Source organism: Aeromonas sp. S18(2024), assembly GCF_041402525.1.
Lineage (GTDB): Bacteria > Pseudomonadota > Gammaproteobacteria > Enterobacterales > Aeromonadaceae > Aeromonas > Aeromonas enteropelogenes.
In genome coordinates this window covers 333333-349781 of the sequence record NZ_JBGLQV010000003.1, presented here as the reverse complement: position 1 = coordinate 349781, position 16449 = coordinate 333333, and the positions used below count along the sequence as shown (strand labels likewise).

Genomic DNA, 16449 nt, shown 5'->3' with positions numbered 1-16449 from the left:
GGTGTTTTATGTTGCTTAAATGTTAATAACATTTGCGCCTAGTATATTCAGGTATTGACAGGATTTGTGACCATAATTATAAAATGACTGGTGATTCTTACCAAAAAATAGCCAAAGGATGGAATAAAATGATGGAAGCTAAGAGTCGGCTAAAGGATTTGGACAGGATTGACCGCAACATTCTGAATGAACTGCAAAAGGATGGCAGGATTTCGAACGTTGAGTTGTCCAAACGAGTTGGCCTGAGTCCCACACCGTGTCTGGAACGGGTTCGTCGCCTCGAGCGACAGGGTTATATCGAAGGATATGCCGCCATTCTGAACCCTCACTACCTGGATGCCTCTTTGCTGGTCTTCGTCGAGATCACCCTTAACCGCGGGGCGCCCGATGTATTCGAACAGTTCAACAAGGCCGTTCAGGTGCTCGAAGAGATCCAGGAGTGTCACCTGGTATCCGGTGATTTCGATTATCTGCTCAAGACCCGGGTGAGCGACATGTCGGCCTACCGCCGGCTGCTGGGGGAGACCCTGCTGCGCTTGCCCGGTGTCAACGACACCCGCACCTACGTGGTGATGGAAGAGGTCAAACAGAGCAGTCGTCTGGTGATCAGCACCCGATAAAGCAGGTTATGCCGTGGTATCTTGTCCATATGAGACACCATGACAGTCAGAAACGAGCGGCCGGTCCGCTCGTTTCTTCTTGTTGCGCGGCGTGCAAAGATGGCGTGCCCATAGCAGACACGGGCTGACAATCGGTGGGCTTTTCGGGGATACTAGCCCCCCTTATTTCCTGCATTACATGTTTTCAGAAAGGAGCCGGAGTTTGGCCGATAAAAAGCTGTTTACTCCTTTATCAGGTACACAACGGATCTTCGAAGCCGTCTTGATCGCCATCACCCTGATGGCTGCCTATCTTCTGCTTGCCCTGTTGTCCTACCACCCCGCCGATCCCGGCTGGTCCCAAACCTCCTGGCAAGGGGAGGTTAAAAACCTCGCCGGTAGCGCCGGGGCCTGGCTGGCCGATATCACCATGTTCACCTTCGGGGCCTTTTCCTACCTGGTTCCTCCTCTGGTTGTGCTGCTGGGCTGGAGCCTGTTGTGGCGCCCGAGTCGTCTGCTCGATGTGGATTACCTCACCCTGGGGGTGCGAGTCATCGGTTTCATCCTCACCGTGCTCGGCATGTCGGCCATTGCCAGCATGAATTTCAATGACATGCAGAATTTCTCCGCCGGTGGTCTGGTGGGGGATGTGATCGCCACCGCTGTGGTGCCGCTGTTTGGCGGCGTCGGGGCCAACCTGCTGTTGCTCTGTTTCGTGGCGACCGGCATCACCCTGTTTACCGGCTGGTCCTGGCTCACCATCGTGGAGCGGATCGGTGCCGCCTGCACCGGGTCGGTCGGCGCCATCTATCACTTCCCGACGACCCTGGGTCGCTGGTTGACCGGCGGCTGGCGCCAGCCTCGCAACGAGGGGCCGGATCCCCTGCTGGAAGGGAATGTCGGCAACATCGCCTTTGATGAGGAGGACGACGCCGAGCCGCACAGCAACTGGGGTCGCCGTCCCAAGGGGAAAAACCAGAAGGCGTCACAGGAAGAGTGGCTGCCGGAGCTCGATGACGACACCTTCGAGTTCGAACCCCGGTTTGATGATGAAGATGAACTTGCACCCAAGCCCAAGCGTAGCGTCGCCGCCAATGCCCGTCGTCAGCCCGCGCTGGCAATGGCCGATGGCGATGATGATCTCGACCTGCCCTGGGCGGAAGGGGATGACGAGGAGCCGGCCGCGCCGGTTGCCGCCACGCCCGGCAAAGCCAAGCGCCGCGTGCAGGCCAACCTGCCGCCGCTGCCGAGTCTCGAGCTGCTGGATCGTCCCCCGGCCAGAACCCAGATGATGAGCAAGGACGAGCTGGAGCGCATGGGCCGTCTGGTGGAGGCGAAACTCGCCGACTACAACGTCCAGGCCAAGGTGGTCGGCGTCTATCCGGGCCCCGTCATCACCCGTTTCGAACTGGATCTGGCCCCTGGCATGAAGGCGAGCAAGATCACCAACCTGTCTCGCGATCTGGCCCGCTCTCTGTCGGCCAGCAGCGTGCGGGTGGTCGAGGTGATCCCGGGCAAGACCTATGTGGGGATCGAACTGCCCAACCGGGTACGCCAGACCGTATACCTGCGCGAGACCCTCGATTGCGAAGCCTTCCGCGACAGCCACAATCCGCTGACCATGGGTCTTGGCCAGGACATCGCCGGCTCCCCCGTGGTGGTGAACCTTGCCAAGATGCCGCACCTGCTGGTGGCCGGTACTACCGGCTCGGGCAAGTCGGTGGGGGTGAACACCATGATCATCTCCATGCTCTACAAGTCATCGCCTGAAGATCTGCGTTTCATCATGATCGACCCCAAGATGCTGGAGCTGTCGGTCTACGAAGGCATTCCCCATCTGTTGACCGAAGTGGTCACCGACATGAAGGATGCCGCCAACGCCCTGCGCTGGTGCGTGGGCGAGATGGAGCGTCGCTACAAGCTGATGTCGGCGGTCGGGGTGCGCAACCTCAAGGGTTACAATGACAAGGTACTGGCGGCCATCGAGGCGGGCGATCCCCTGCTGGATCCGCTGTGGCGCCCGGGTGACTCCATGGACGAAACCCCGCCCGAGCTTGAAAAATTGCCCCATATCGTGGTGGTGGTGGACGAGTTTGCCGACATGATGATGATCGTCGGCAAGAAGGTGGAAGAGCTCATTGCCCGTATTGCCCAGAAGGCGCGGGCGGCCGGTATTCACCTCATCCTCGCGACCCAGCGTCCATCGGTGGATGTGATCACCGGTCTTATCAAGGCCAACATTCCGACCCGCATCTCGTTCCAGGTATCGAGCAAAATTGACTCGCGCACCATCCTGGATCAGGGGGGCGCCGAATCCCTGCTGGGCATGGGCGACATGCTCTACATGCCGGCAGGTACCTCCAACCCGACCCGGGTTCACGGCGCTTTCGTCGATGACCACGAGGTGCACAAGGTGGTGGCGGACTGGAAACTGCGCGGCGAGCCGGATTATATCGACGAGATCCTCTCCGGAGAGTCGGGCGGCGAGGGCGGCAGCGGCGAATATGGCGGTGGTGGCGACGAAGAGCTCGATCCCCTGTTCGACGAGGCGGTGGCCTTCGTGGTGGAGTCGCGTCGCGGTTCCACCTCCAGCGTGCAGCGCAAGTTCAAGATTGGTTACAACCGGGCGGCCCGTCTCATCGAGCAGATGGAGAACCAGGGCATCGTCAGCTCGCCGGGCGGCAATGGTCAGCGCGACGTGTTGGCGCCACCACCGGTGCGTGACTGAGTCTCATCCTACTATCCTGGCCATGCCCTCACCGGGCGTGGCCTTTTATCGAGAGCGTTTTATGAAAAGCCTGATGAAAAAACAACTGTTGATGGGAACCGTGCTGCTGGTGGCCAGCAGCCAGGCGTGGGCCGATGCGGCCAGCGATCTCAAGCAGAAACTGGCGGGGGTGAGCCTCTTCTCCGCCAAGTTTGCCCAGACCGTCTACGACAGCAAGGGCAAGGAGCTGCAAAAGGTCAGCGGCACCCTGCTGGTGCAGCGCCCCAATCGCTTCAACTGGCACACCACCTCACCGGACGAGAGCCTGATCGTGGCTGACGGCAAGGATGTGTGGGTCTATGACCCCTTCGTCGAGCAGGTCACCGCCCTCAAATTGCAAGATGCGGTGCTCAATACCCCCTTCATCCTGATCGCGGGCAATGACGACAAATTCTGGAAGAACTATGACGTGACCCGGCAGGGGGATGTCTATACCGTCACCAGCCGCAACCAGGATGAGCTGATCGCCTCCTTCCGCGTCACTTTCGATCGCCAGGACAACATCAGCCGCTTCGACGTGAAAGAGGCCCAGGGGCAGTGGAGCGAGTTCACTTTGAGCAGCTTCAACCGCAAGCCGGTGCTCAAGGGCAGCGAGTTCGTGTTCAAGATCCCGAAGGGGGTCGAGCTGGACGATCAACGCTGATGAGCAATCTGTCGCTGGATTTCTCGTCGGATTTTCGTCCGCTGGCGGCCCGGATGCGGCCGCAAAACCTCGACCAGTATATCGGCCAGCAGCATATCCTCGGGCCCGACAAGCCCCTGCGCAAGGCGATCCTGGCGGGCCACTGCCACTCCATGATCCTGTGGGGGCCGCCCGGGACCGGCAAGACCACGCTGGCGGAGCTGGTGGCCCACTACTGCCAGGCCGAGGTGGAGCGGGTTTCGGCCGTCACCTCCGGCATCAAGGAGATCCGCGCCGCCATCGACAAGGCGAAGGAGAACAGCTGGCGTGGCGTGCGTACCATCCTGTTTGTGGACGAGGTGCACCGCTTCAACAAGAGCCAGCAGGATGTGTTCCTGCCTCATATTGAAGATGGCACCATCACCTTCATCGGTGCCACCACCGAAAACCCCTCGTTCGAACTCAACAACGCACTGCTCTCCCGGGCCCGGGTCTATCTGCTCAAAAGGCTGGAAGAGGATGACATCCTCGCCATGATTGATCAGGCGATGACGGATCCCCGTGGCCTCAATGATCCGGCGCTCACCTTCGCCCCCGGGGTGAAGGAGGCACTGGCCAAGGCGGTGGATGGGGACGGGCGCAAGTCCCTCAACTATCTGGAGCTGTTGGCCGACATGGCCGAACAGGACGCTAGCGGCCACAAGCAGATCGACAGCGCTCTGCTCGCCGCCGTGGTGGGGGAGCACGTAGCGCGCTTTGACAACAAGGGCGACCACTTCTACGACCTCATCTCAGCGGTGCACAAATCGATCCGCGGTTCGGCCCCCGATGCGGCCCTCTACTGGTATGCCCGCATGGTGAGCGCCGGTTGCGATCCCCTCTACATCGCCCGCCGCCTGCTGGCGATTGCCTCAGAAGACGTGGGCAATGCCGATCCGCGCGCCATGCAGGTGGCCCTGTCCGCCTGGGATTGTTTTCATCGCGTGGGACCGGCGGAAGGGGAGCGGGCCATCGCCCAGGCGATCGTCTACCTCGCCTGCGCGCCCAAGAGCAATGCGGTCTACACCGCCTGGAAGGCGGCGCTGGTGGATGCCAGGAATCTGCCCGATTTCGAGGTGCCGGTGCACCTTCGCAACGCCCCGACCAAGCTGATGAGCGAGCTCGGCTATGGCGCCGAGTACCGTTATGCCCACGACGAGCCCGGTGCCTATGCCGCCGGCGAGGAGTATTTCCCGCCCGAGCTTGCCGGCAAACGGTACTATCAGCCCACCGATCGCGGCCTTGAGAAGCAGATCGCCCAGAAGCTCGATTATCTCCATGATCTGGACCGACAGAGTCCCAATAAACGGCGCCCCTGACCCCTGCGGGAGCATATTGCCTGAAAATTGGCCAACCCCTTGAATAATCTGGGTCCCTTGGCGTGATCCGTCGCGAAAACGAGGCAAATAGTCCCTGTTCGGGCAGGGGGGCGGTCTGCTACACTGCCCCTCTGACCCCGTTTGTCTTGGCCTGGTGCCATCTTCCTGATTTCGACGACCCGATCCTCCGGGTCCGATTCTGAAGACGATTGGGGTATGCCAACCGATGTTAACTTCCGGATCTGTTTCCAAGCCCGTCATGATGACTCAGGCCCAGATCCCATTTTAAAAAAGTAGGTAAACCATGCTGGATCCCAAATATCTGCGCAGCGACATTGAAGAAGCTGCCGCTCGTCTGGCGACACGTGGCTACGTTCTGGACGTAGCGGCTGTCAATGCTCTGGAAGAGAAACGCAAGGATCTGCAGTCCCGTACCCAGGAGCTGCAGGCCGAGCGCAATGCCCGCTCCAAATCCATCGGTGAAGCTGCCCGTCGTGGTGAAGATGTTGCCCCCCTCAAGGCCGAAGTGACCAAGATCAACGAAGAGCTGGAAACCAGCAAGGTCGAGCTGGAGGCCCTGCTGGCCGAGCTCAAGACCATCGCCGACATGATCCCCAACCTGCCGAGCGAGACCACCCCGGTCGGTCGCGACGAGAACGACAACGTGGAAGTGCGCCGTTGGGGCACCCCGCGCGAGTTTGATTTCCCGGTGCGCGATCATGTGGATTTGGGCGAAGCGGCCAAGGGCGTCGACTTCAAGAACGGCGTCAAGCTCTCCGGTGCCCGTTTCGTGGTGATGAAGGGGCAGATTGCCCGTCTGCACCGCGCCCTGGCCCAGTTCATGCTGGACTTGCATACCCAGCAGCACGGTTACACCGAGTGCTACGTGCCCTATCTGGTCAACCCGGACAGCCTGTACGGCACCGGTCAGCTGCCCAAGTTCTCCGAAGATCTGTTCAACACTGGCATCGGTGGGGAAGGGGAAGAAGAGGGCAAGGTGCGCAAGTTCTCCCTGATCCCGACCTCCGAAGTGCCGCTCACCAACATGGCCCGCGACGAGATCTTCGACGAGCAGGAACTGCCCATCAAAATGACCGCCCACAGCCCCTGCTTCCGCTCCGAAGCGGGCTCCTACGGTCGTGACACCCGCGGCCTCATCCGCATGCACCAGTTCGACAAGGTCGAGATGGTCCAGCTGGTTCACCCGGAAAAATCCTGGGATGCACTGGAAGAGATGGTCGGCCACGCCGAGAAGGTACTGCAGCTGCTGGAGCTGCCGTATCGCGTGATGGCTCTTTCCACCGGTGACATGGGCTTCTGCGCCGCCAAGACTTACGATCTGGAAGTGTGGCTGCCGGCCCAGAATACCTACCGTGAGATCTCCTCCGTCTCCAACTGCACCGACTTCCAGGCGCGCCGCATGCAGGCTCGCGTGCGTGTCGATGGCAAGCCGCAGCTGATCCACACCCTGAACGGCTCCGGCCTCGCGGTGGGCCGTACCCTGGTGGCGGTGCTCGAGAACTATCAGCAGGAAGACGGTCGCATCGCCATCCCGGCAGCGCTGCAATCCTACATGGGCGGTCTGACCCATATAGGTTAAGTTCACGCTGGTAACGACAACGCCATGGCCATGCCATGGCGTTGTGCATTTTGGCGCCGGTCAACCGTTTTTATCGTGAATAAATCTGCGCAACCGGCGCTTCTTTGAACATGTAACACAATTTTATCAAGCATTGCGCAATCGTTTTTGTTAGACTGCGCCGCAATTTCGCAGGACATCTTTTTCTATGGTCTGGATTGATTACGCCATCGTCGGTATCGTCGGTTTCTCTGCCCTCATCAGCCTGGTGCGCGGCTTCGTCAAGGAGGCCATGTCACTCGTCACCTGGTTTGTCGCCTTCTTCATTGCCAGCCATTTCTATCCTGATCTCGCCGTTTATTTCACCTCCTTTTCCGATGCCCTGGTGCGCAACGGTCTGGCCATCGCCGCCCTGTTCGTGGCGACCCTGATCCTCGGCAGCGTGGTGAACTATGTGGTGGGCCTGCTGGTGGACAAGACCGGCCTCTCGGGTACCGATCGGGTGCTGGGGGTCTGCTTCGGTGCAATTCGCGGGGTACTGATCGTCAGTGCCCTGCTTTTTTTCATGGATACCTTCACCAGCCTCTCCCAGAGCGACTGGTGGCAGGCCTCCAAACTGGTGCCCGAGTTCAAGCCGGTCATCCAGTGGTTTTTCGGGTTCATGCTGAACTCATCGAGTTTTCTTAAACAGGTATAGTGACTTCGAGGTAGCAAAGACATGTGTGGTATTGTCGGTATAGTAGGCACCACTCCGGTCAATCAGGCCCTCTACGACGCCTTGACGGTGTTGCAGCACAGGGGACAGGATGCCGCCGGGATCGTAACCATTGACAGTGGAAACTTCCGGCAACGCAAGGCCAATGGCCTGGTGAAGGACGTGTTTGAAGTGCGCCACATGCAGCGTCTGCAAGGGAACATCGGCATCGGTCATGTCAGATATCCCACCGCAGGCAGCTCCAGTGCGGCAGAAGCCCAACCTTTCTATGTGAACTCCCCCTATGGCATGGTGCTGGCCCATAACGGCAACCTCACCAATGCCAAGGAGCTCAAGGAGCAGCAGTTCAAGGTGGCCCGTCGCCACATCAACACCACCTCGGATTCCGAAGTGCTGCTGAACGTGCTGGCCCACGAGCTGGATCTGTGTGACAAGATGGCGCTGGCCCCGGCGGACATCTTCGCCGCGGTACGCAAGACCCATCAGCAGATCCGCGGTGCCTATGCGGTGGTCTCCCTGGTGATTGGCCACGGTCTCATCGGTTTTCGCGATCCGAACGGCATCCGCCCGCTGATCCTCGGCCGTCGTCAGGACGAACAGGGTCAGGTGGAGTACATGCTCGCCTCCGAGAGTGTGGCGCTCGACGCCATCGGTTTTGAAACCGTGCGTGACGTCGCCCCGGGCGAAGCCATCTACATCACCGAGCAGGGTCAGCTCTTCTCCGAGCAGTGCGCTGACAACCCGCAGATGAGCTCCTGCATCTTCGAATATGTCTACTTCGCCCGTCCCGACTCCTTCATCGACAAGGTCTCGGTCTACGCCGCCCGCCTCAACATGGGTCACAAGCTGGGCCAGAAGATTGCCCGCGAGTGGGAAGATCTCGACATCGATGTGGTCATCCCCATCCCCGAGACCTCCTGCGACGTGGCGCTGGAGATCGCCCACACCCTGGATCTGCCGTACCGTCAGGGCTTCGTGAAGAACCGCTATATCGGCCGTACCTTCATCATGCCGGGCCAGACCCAGCGCAAGAAGTCGGTGCGTCGCAAGCTCAATGCTATCAGCTCCGAGTTCAAGGGCAAGAAGGTGCTGCTGGTGGATGATTCCATCGTGCGGGGCACCACCTCCGAGCAGATCATCCAGATGGCGCGAGAAGCCGGTGCCGCCAAGGTTTACTTTGCCTCCGCCGCCCCCGAGATCCGCTTCCCCAACGTCTATGGCATCGACATGCCCACCGCCAACGAACTGATCGCCCATGGTCGGGAAGTGGAAGAGGTGTGTGCCCTGATCGGTGCTGACGGTCTGATTTTCCAGGATCTGGAAGATCTGGAAGCCGCGGTACGGGAGATCAACCCGGAGCTGCGCCACTTCGAGACCTCGGTGTTCAATGGCCACTATGTCACCGCCGACGTGGATCAATCCTATCTGGACCACCTGAACGCCCTGCGCAACGACGACAGCAAGGCGGTACGCGAGTGGCACGAAGGCACCAGCAACCTGGAAATTTTTAACGAAGGCAGTTAAACGTTTTCTCCGTTGCTAAAGATGATGATATGGGGGCCCTGGCCCCCATTGTTGTTTCCGTATGTGAGGAGGGCAGGGGATATCTGTTTGAAAAAGCGGCGCTTATGCGTGCAGGGGTGGGCTGTGACGGCGGGATCCGCTAGCATAGGCGCCTGCCATGTTTTCCGATCAGATGAGAGTTCAGATGGATGATCTGCTAGCCCCCGTGCGCCAGTTTTTGCACTGTGAGACCCCGGATGAGTGGGTGGAGATGGCGCGGGATCCCGCCCACCTGCCGACCCTGCTCATCGATCATGCCAACTGCGAGAACAAGGCTGCGCTCACCGCTCACAGCCTGGTGCGCCGCTACTGCCTGCCCAAGGGCAAGCGCCACCTGCTGCCCAAGCTGGAATTCTACCGCGAGCTGGACGCCATCCCCGAGAAGGCGGAGATCCTTGGCAAGCGTACTATGGGGGAGTCCGATCGCACCGTGTTCGAGGAGCTGGCGCGCAATCCGCTGCTGTTTCCCATGGTGCGCCTCATCCAGGAGGAGCTGCACCACTTCGAGCAGGTGCTGGAGATCATGGCGGCCCGCGACATCCCCTACGGGCCCGTGACCGCCTCCCGCTATGCCCGCAGCCTGATGCAACACGTGCGCACCCACGAGCCTGCCACCATAGTCGACAAAATGATCATCGGCGCCTACATAGAGGCCCGTTCCTGCGAGCGTTTCGCCAAGCTGGCCCCCCATCTGGACGAGGAGCTGGGTCGCTTCTATGTCTCCTTGCTGCGCTCCGAGGCGCGCCACTATCAGGATTATCTGGCGCTGGCCGAGCTCTATGCAGGAGAGGACATCAGCGAGCGGGTGGCCTTTTTCGGCAGGCTGGAGGCCGACCTTATCTGCTCTCCGGATCCCCAGTTCCGGTTTCATAGCGGTCTTCCTGTCACTTCTGACAGTTGTTGACGCAACGGGGGCCAACTACTATTGCCTCGTTCCTACTACGAGCGACAAGTAGTATTCTTTGAGCGCAATTCCCGGCCCCCTAGCCGGGATTTTTTTATCTGTTTTTTGCCTCTCCATCCAGCACCCATGGTGAATGTTTAATCACTTACCTTTCGGCCTACGGTTCAGCCTGGCGGCGTATGCCCTGCATTTTTAAGGCGATTAATTACTCATTCAGGCGGGGCACCCTTGTAGAAGCGGGCGAAACCGTGTACTTTTTTGCCTTCGCAAGATTTGAATAACCAATCAATAGGAGCGTGTATGCGCATTGTTCTGTTGGGGGCTCCGGGCGCCGGCAAAGGTACCCAGGCTCAATTCATCATGGAAAAACACGGTATTCCGCAGATCTCCACTGGCGACATGCTGCGTGCCGCAATCAAGGCGGGCACCGAGCTCGGCTTGAAAGCCAAGGCTGTGATGGATGCAGGTCAACTGGTCTCTGACGACATCATCATCGGTCTGGTCAAAGAGCGTATCGCCCAGGCCGATTGTGCCAAAGGCTTCCTGTTGGACGGTTTCCCGCGCACCATTCCTCAGGCGCAAGCCATGAAGGATGCCGGTGTGTCCGTTGATTTCGTGCTGGAGTTCGACGTGCCGGACGAAGAGATCGTCAAGCGCATGAGCGGTCGTCGCGTTCACTCCGGCTCCGGCCGTACTTACCACGTGGTGTTCAACCCGCCGAAAGTGGAAGGCAAGGATGACGTGACCGGCGAAGATCTGGTGATCCGTGCTGACGATGAAGAGACCACAGTGCGCAAGCGTCTGGATGTATACCATCAGCAGACTGCACCGCTCATCGGTTTCTACGGCAAAGAAGCGGAAGCGGGCAACACCCGTTACGTCAAGATCGACGGCACCCAGCCGGTTGATCTGGTGAGCCAGCAGCTCGCCGCCATCCTGGGCTGAGCCCGGTCGATGACACCCTGTACCATCAGGTAATTTAAGAGAAGGGCCCTGATGGGCCCTTTTTGCATCACGACAGATAGACAGGAAGCCAATGTGACCACGAAAACAGGCATCTTGCTGGTCAATCTGGGCACCCCAGCCGCCCCCACTACCGCCGCCGTCAAAGCTTTTCTCAGCCAGTTTCTCCATGACCCCAGGGTTGTCGATTTGCCTCGCTACCTCTGGTGCCCGCTGCTCCATTGCATCATCTTGCCGACCCGTTCGCCCAAGGTGGCCAAGTTGTACCAGCAGGTGTGGACCGATCAGGGCTCACCCCTGATGGTCATCAGCCAGCAGCAGCGCACCGCGCTGGAGCAGGAGCTCAAGCGGGAAGGGGTGGATGTACCGGTGGAGCTGGCCATGACCTATGGTTCTCCCTCCATGACGGATGGCTGGCAGGCGCTCAAGGCCAAGGGGGTCAACCGGGTGATCCTGTTGCCGCTCTATCCGCAATATTCGGTGAGCACCACGGCTTCCGTGTTCGATGCCTGGGCCAAGGCGATGAAAAAAGAACGCAACCTGCCGGTGGTGCGGCTCATCCGCGATTACCACGCCCACCCGGAATACATCCAGGCGCTGGCCATGAGCGTGCGCCGTCACTGGGAGCAGCACGGTCAGGGGGAACATCTGCTGATGTCCTTCCACGGCATCCCCGAGCGCTACGAGCAGGAAGGGGACCCTTACGGCCAGCAGTGCCGCACCACGGCCGCCCTGCTGGCGGAGGCGCTCGGGTTGGAGCAGGGGCAGTGGACGGCCAGCTTCCAGTCCCGTTTTGGCAAGGAGGAGTGGCTCAAGCCCTACACGGACGAAACCGTCGCCAGCCTGCCGGGTCGCGGCATCAAGCGGCTGGATGTGATCTGTCCGGCCTTTGCCGCCGACTGTCTCGAAACCCTGGAGGAGATCCAGGTGCAAAACCACGAGGCTTTCATGGAAGCCGGTGGCGAGCAGTTTGCCTATATTCCTGCCCTTAACAGTGATCAGGCCCATATCCGCATGATGGTCTCCCTCATCTGTCGCGAGCTGGCATAAGGAAGGTTGGTATTAGGATGCATCAACGAGGAGCGATCGCATGATCCATATCACTCTGCTCTATGCAGGCTTGCTGGGGCTCTTGTTTCTGCTGCTCTCCTTCTGGGTGGTCAAACGCCGGGCCCAGTTCAAGGTGATGATAGGGGAAGGGGAGGCGCCAGAGCTCCTGGCGGCGATCCGCACCCACGGCAATTTTGCCGAGTATGTTCCTTTGACCCTGCTGTTGATGGCCCTCTGCGAGCTGGCCGGGGCGGGGGCCTTGTGGCTTCATCTTGGCGGCGGCATGCTGCTGGCGGGTCGGGTGCTCCATGCCATCGGCATGCAGATCCCCAAGGCCCCCAATCTGCCGCGGTTGTTTGGCACCCTGCTGTTCTGGCTGTCCCTGGGACTCTTCTCGGTGCTGGCACTGCTGCTGTCGGCGGGTTGAAAAGAGCCTCCTTGGGTACACAAAAACCACCTCCCGGCGAGGTGGTTTTTTGTTGGGCGAAGAATAAACGTTTTCCCCTGCAGCCCTTGTCTATACTGACCCCATAATTTAATCAGAGCGACTTTTCGGGACGGCTGATTGTGTTAAAATCCCGCCCCTCTTTTCCCCAGAGCACAGAACATTGCCATGAAATTTCCCGGTCAGCGCAAGTCCAAACACTACTTCCCTGTCGATCGCCGTGATCCCCTGATCTCGCAAAGCGCCCAACTCACCGAACTGGGCAAAGCCTATGTCGTGGGTATCGATCAGACCCTGGTTGACATCGAAGCCCATGTGGATGATGACTTTCTGGCTCGCTATGGTCTGAGCAAGGGCCACTCTGTGGTGATCACCGACGAGGTGGCCGAGCGCATCTACGACGAGCTCAAGGCCAACAACATGGTGGTGAGCGAATTTGCCGGCGGTACCATCGGCAACACGGTCCACAACTACTCGGTACTGGCCGACTCCCACTCCATCCTGCTGGGGGTAATGAGCCAGGATATCCGGATCGGTTGCTATGCCTACCGTTATCTGTGCAACACCTCTTCTCGCGTCAACCTCGACTATCTGCAGCCGGTGGACGGCCCCATCGGTCGTTGCTTCACCTTCATCACCGAGTGTGGCGAGCGCAGCTTCGGCATCAATGCCGGCAAGATGAATCAGCTGGACGTGCGCCACATCCCCGAAGAGGTGATCAAGGGGGCCTCAGCTCTGGTGATCACTGCCTATCTGGTACGCGGTGACGATGGCGACCCCATGAAGGAAGCAGCCATGACGGCGGTGCGTTATGCCCGTGAGGCTGACATCCCCGTGGTACTGACCCTGGGTACCCGCTTCGTCATCGACGAGAATCCCCAGTGGTGGCGCGAATTCATCGCCGAGAACGTGACCGTGCTGGCGATGAACGAGGACGAGGGCGAGGCCCTGACCGGCATCGCCGATCCCCTTGGTGCCGCCGACAAGGCCCTCGACTGGGCTGACATGGTGCTCTGCACCGCCGGCCCCATCGGCCTCTACATGGCGAGCTACACCGACGAGGACTACAAGCGCGAGACCACTCATACCCTGCTGCCGGGGGTGATCCCCGAGTTCAACATGTATGAGTTCAGCCGCCCGATGGCACGCAGCAAATGCCGCAAGCCGATGCGGATCTACTCCCACATCTCCCCCTACATGGGTGGCCCGGAGAAGATCAAGAACACCAACGGTGCGGGGGACGGTGCCCTTTCCGCCGTGTTGCACGACATGGTAGCCAACTCCTACCACCGGATGAACGTGCCCAACTCCGCCAAGCACATCTCCGAGTTTCTCACCTACTCCTCCCTGGCCCAGGTGTGCAAATACGCCAACCGGGTCAGCTACGAGGTGCTTGCCCAGAGCAGCCCCCGTCTCTCCCGCGGTCTGCCGGAGAAAGAGGACAGTCTGGAAGAGGTGTACTGGGAGCGTTGATTTTCCCACCGTATTGAATGCAAAGGCGCCATCAGGCGCCTTTTGTTTTTTCGAGATGGATCAAGTTTTTAGATGTCGTTTGGTGATGACCATGGACATGGATGAAGCCGTCAGCATACCTTGTTAACAAAATGTATTTTGTCAGGATGACGATATGTTGAGGCAATGGAGTATTGGCCATCGCTTGATGCTGATGGTGTTGATGGTGGTCGCCGTGCTGGGCTTATTGCTGTTCGCTTGCCTGCGCGTCTATTACCAGGGGCTGATGGCGGAGAAGAGCAACCAGGCGCGTTCACAGGTGGAGACGGCCTATAGCCTGGTCGCCAGCTATGAAGAGCAGGTGCGCCAGGGCAGGCTGGACGAACAGAACGCCAAGCTACTGGCGCTGACCGCCGTACAAAAACTGCGTTATGGCCAGAACGACTATTTCTGGATCAATGACAGCCATCCCACCATGGTGATGCACCCCATGAAGCCCGAGCTCGATGGTCAGGATCTCTCGGGGGTGGAGGACAAGCAGGGGCTCAAGCTGTTTGTCGCCTTCGTCGAGCGGGTCAAGCAGCAAAACGGGAGCGGCGAGGTGGCCTACTACTGGCCCAAACCCGGCGTCGATGAGCCGGTGCGCAAGATCTCCTACGTCAAGCAGTTTGCCCCCTGGGACTGGATCATCGGCACCGGCATCTATGTGGATGATGTGGAGGCACAATACCAGCAGGTACTGCGTACCCTGATGGGCATAGGCGCCCTGCTGGCGGTGCTGCTGCTCGCGGCCGCGACCCTGATCCGGCGCAGCATAGTGATGCCCCTATCCCAGTCGGTGTCTGCCCTGGGTGACATGGCCAGGGGAGAGGGGGACCTGCGTTTTCGCCTGCCCGAGAGCGGTCGTGATGAACTCAGTCTGCTTTCGGCCAACTTCAATCAGTTTGCCAACCAGATGGCCCAGCTGATCGGTCGTGCCCAGCAGATCACCAGCCATAACAAGGATGCGGCCCGGCAGCTTGAGCAAGTAGTGGCACGCACCAGTGCCATCGTGACCGATCAGGAACAGGACACCCAGCGGGTGGCGGCGGCCATGGTGCAGATCACCGGCAGCAGCCGCGCCATCGGCCTCAATGCCGAGCAAGCAGCACAGGCGGCAGAATCGGCACGCCAGCTGGCCCAGCATGGCCGCGAGATTGTGGCCCAGACCATCACCACCATAGGACAGCTGGCGGACGAGATGGAGGAGACGGTACAGGCCGTGGCCCGCCTTGAGCAGGACTCGCAGCAGATTGGCTCCGTGCTTGACGTGATCCGCGGGGTGGCCGAGCAGACCAATCTGCTGGCCCTCAACGCGGCCATCGAGGCGGCCCGCGCCGGTGAGCAGGGAAGGGGCTTTGCGGTGGTGGCCGATGAGGTGCGTACCCTGGCCACTCGCACCCACAGCTCTACCGACGAGATCCGGCAGATGATCCAGCGCTTGCAGGAGGGTGCCGGCAAGGTGGCGACCGGCATCGAACAGTTGCAGCGACTGTCGCGCTCGACGGCACAGAAAGCCGGGGATGCGGAAGGAGCCATCGGCAATATTGACGAGGCAGTGAGCACCATATTGGCGATGAACAGCGAAATTGCCGGGGCGGCCGGTGAGCAGAGCAGTTCGACCGAGGAGATCACCCAGCGCCTGTCAGCCATTACCCAACTGGCCAGCGAGGCCCTGGTGGAGAACCGGCGTACCGGTCAGGCGGCCGGCTCCTTGTCGCAAACCAGCGATGAGTTGAGTACCCTGGTGGTGCGATATCGTACTTGATGGGGGTATCCCCCGTCTTTTTAGGGATTTGACTTGAGTCTGGGGGGCTTTTGCGACACCATCTGCCCCATTCTTGGTCCGTATTGGCCAGCCGCCTGTAAGAGAGAGCCCCATGAGCAAATTAACTGACAATCTTGACGCCAATTTCCAGCTGTTTGTTGAACAAGTCCGCGAGTCGGGTCAGGTCTGGGGTCTGCGCTACGGTGAAGACTGGGTGGTCTGCCGCTCTGCCGAATTCGAAGATGCCGATGTGATGCCGCTCTGGTCCGCCGAGGAAGATGCCCGTCTGCACTGTGTGGACGAGTGGGCCGACTATGAGCCGGAAGTGATCGACCTGGAAGAGTTTCTCGACATCTGGATCAACGATCTGGACGATGACGATGTGCTGGTGGGCCCGAACTGGAATGCCGATCTGGAAGGCCAGGAGTTGGAGCCCATCGAACTGGCCAAGGCGCTGGTTGAACTGGACGCCTGAAGGCGCCTCTATTGACGACGCCGACATCCGGTGTCGTAGCAAAGCAATGATGAGACCGGTATCCGCGAGGATGCCGGTCTTTTTTATGATCCTGTGGGCATAATGAGGGCCAAAGGGGGATTTGCCTTTGCACCCGCGCAGGCGATGGTC

Annotated in this window: 14 protein-coding genes; all 14 read left to right on the top strand. The window is 59.8% G+C overall.

Translation table 11 applies throughout. The annotated features are described in order from the left end of the window. The first annotated feature begins 128 nt into the window (after nt 1-128). Nucleotides 129-620: a leucine-responsive transcriptional regulator Lrp gene (gene lrp, locus ACB034_RS07760; RefSeq protein WP_005300047.1), complete on the top strand. Its 492-nt coding sequence runs from the start codon at nt 129-131 to the stop codon at nt 618-620. 202 nt (nt 621-822) lie between these two features. Continuing rightward, nucleotides 823-3327 (top strand): DNA translocase FtsK 4TM domain-containing protein, encoded by a 2505-nt coding sequence (locus ACB034_RS07755; RefSeq protein WP_371172522.1) that lies wholly within the window; start codon nt 823-825, stop codon nt 3325-3327. 73 nt (nt 3328-3400) lie between these two features. Beyond that, on the top strand, nt 3401-4009 hold the full coding sequence (lolA, locus tag ACB034_RS07750; protein ID WP_371172521.1) for an outer membrane lipoprotein chaperone LolA: 609 nt from the start codon (nt 3401-3403) through the stop codon (nt 4007-4009). Further along, nucleotides 4009-5346 carry a replication-associated recombination protein A gene (locus ACB034_RS07745; RefSeq protein ID WP_371172520.1) on the top strand — a complete coding sequence of 446 codons (1338 nt, stop codon included), beginning with the start codon at nt 4009-4011 and terminating at the stop codon, nt 5344-5346. The genes lolA and ACB034_RS07745 overlap by 1 nt, the downstream gene beginning before the upstream one ends. A 304-nt stretch (nt 5347-5650) precedes the next feature. Beyond that, on the top strand, nt 5651-6946 hold the full coding sequence (gene serS, locus ACB034_RS07740) for a serine--tRNA ligase (RefSeq protein WP_371172519.1): 1296 nt from the start codon (nt 5651-5653) through the stop codon (nt 6944-6946). A gap of 187 nt (nt 6947-7133) precedes the next feature. Beyond that, nucleotides 7134-7622 (top strand): CvpA family protein, encoded by a 489-nt coding sequence (locus ACB034_RS07735; RefSeq protein ID WP_042069609.1) that lies wholly within the window; start codon nt 7134-7136, stop codon nt 7620-7622. Between the two features lie 21 nt (nt 7623-7643). Next, nucleotides 7644-9164, top strand: coding sequence for an amidophosphoribosyltransferase (purF, locus tag ACB034_RS07730; protein WP_371172518.1), 1521 nt, complete (start codon nt 7644-7646; stop codon nt 9162-9164). A 184-nt stretch (nt 9165-9348) separates the two neighbouring features. Then, nucleotides 9349-10107, top strand: coding sequence for a tRNA-(ms[2]io[6]A)-hydroxylase (locus ACB034_RS07725; RefSeq protein ID WP_042029277.1), 759 nt, complete (start codon nt 9349-9351; stop codon nt 10105-10107). Nucleotides 10108-10407: 300 nt separating this feature from the next. Further along, nucleotides 10408-11052, top strand: coding sequence for an adenylate kinase (gene adk, locus ACB034_RS07720; protein ID WP_042029209.1), 645 nt, complete (start codon nt 10408-10410; stop codon nt 11050-11052). Nucleotides 11053-11145: 93 nt separating this feature from the next. Further along, the gene (gene hemH, locus ACB034_RS07715) at nt 11146-12120 is read left to right on the top strand and encodes a ferrochelatase (RefSeq protein WP_042069607.1); all 975 of its coding nucleotides are present in this window, start codon (nt 11146-11148) and stop codon (nt 12118-12120) included. A gap of 40 nt (nt 12121-12160) precedes the next feature. Continuing rightward, the gene (locus ACB034_RS07710) at nt 12161-12547 is read left to right on the top strand and encodes an MAPEG family protein (protein ID WP_371172517.1); all 387 of its coding nucleotides are present in this window, start codon (nt 12161-12163) and stop codon (nt 12545-12547) included. 186 nt (nt 12548-12733) lie between these two features. After that, nucleotides 12734-14038, top strand: a complete 1305-nt coding sequence (locus ACB034_RS07705; RefSeq protein ID WP_026456414.1) for an inosine/guanosine kinase — start codon at nt 12734-12736, stop codon at nt 14036-14038. A gap of 154 nt (nt 14039-14192) precedes the next feature. Continuing rightward, entirely contained in the window at nt 14193-15824 is a 1632-nt protein-coding gene (locus ACB034_RS07700; protein WP_371172516.1) for a methyl-accepting chemotaxis protein, read from the top strand. A 112-nt stretch (nt 15825-15936) separates the two neighbouring features. Beyond that, nucleotides 15937-16299: a DUF2750 domain-containing protein gene (locus ACB034_RS07695; protein WP_026456412.1), complete on the top strand. Its 363-nt coding sequence runs from the start codon at nt 15937-15939 to the stop codon at nt 16297-16299. Nucleotides 16300-16449 lie beyond the last annotated feature (150 nt).

Coding starts and splice junctions, on each gene's coding strand:
- purF (WP_371172518.1), top strand. CDS start 7,644: ATGTGTGGTATTGTCGGTATAGTAGGCACCACTCCGGTCAATCAGGCC.
- ACB034_RS07745 (WP_371172520.1), top strand. CDS start 4,009: ATGAGCAATCTGTCGCTGGATTTCTCGTCGGATTTTCGTCCGCTGGCG.
- ACB034_RS07725 (WP_042029277.1), top strand. CDS start 9,349: ATGGATGATCTGCTAGCCCCCGTGCGCCAGTTTTTGCACTGTGAGACC.
- adk (WP_042029209.1), top strand. CDS start 10,408: ATGCGCATTGTTCTGTTGGGGGCTCCGGGCGCCGGCAAAGGTACCCAG.
- ACB034_RS07695 (WP_026456412.1), top strand. CDS start 15,937: ATGAGCAAATTAACTGACAATCTTGACGCCAATTTCCAGCTGTTTGTT.
- lrp (WP_005300047.1), top strand. CDS start 129: ATGATGGAAGCTAAGAGTCGGCTAAAGGATTTGGACAGGATTGACCGC.
- ACB034_RS07705 (WP_026456414.1), top strand. CDS start 12,734: ATGAAATTTCCCGGTCAGCGCAAGTCCAAACACTACTTCCCTGTCGAT.
- ACB034_RS07735 (WP_042069609.1), top strand. CDS start 7,134: ATGGTCTGGATTGATTACGCCATCGTCGGTATCGTCGGTTTCTCTGCC.
- serS (WP_371172519.1), top strand. CDS start 5,651: ATGCTGGATCCCAAATATCTGCGCAGCGACATTGAAGAAGCTGCCGCT.
- ACB034_RS07710 (WP_371172517.1), top strand. CDS start 12,161: ATGATCCATATCACTCTGCTCTATGCAGGCTTGCTGGGGCTCTTGTTT.
- ACB034_RS07700 (WP_371172516.1), top strand. CDS start 14,193: ATGTTGAGGCAATGGAGTATTGGCCATCGCTTGATGCTGATGGTGTTG.
- lolA (WP_371172521.1), top strand. CDS start 3,401: ATGAAAAAACAACTGTTGATGGGAACCGTGCTGCTGGTGGCCAGCAGC.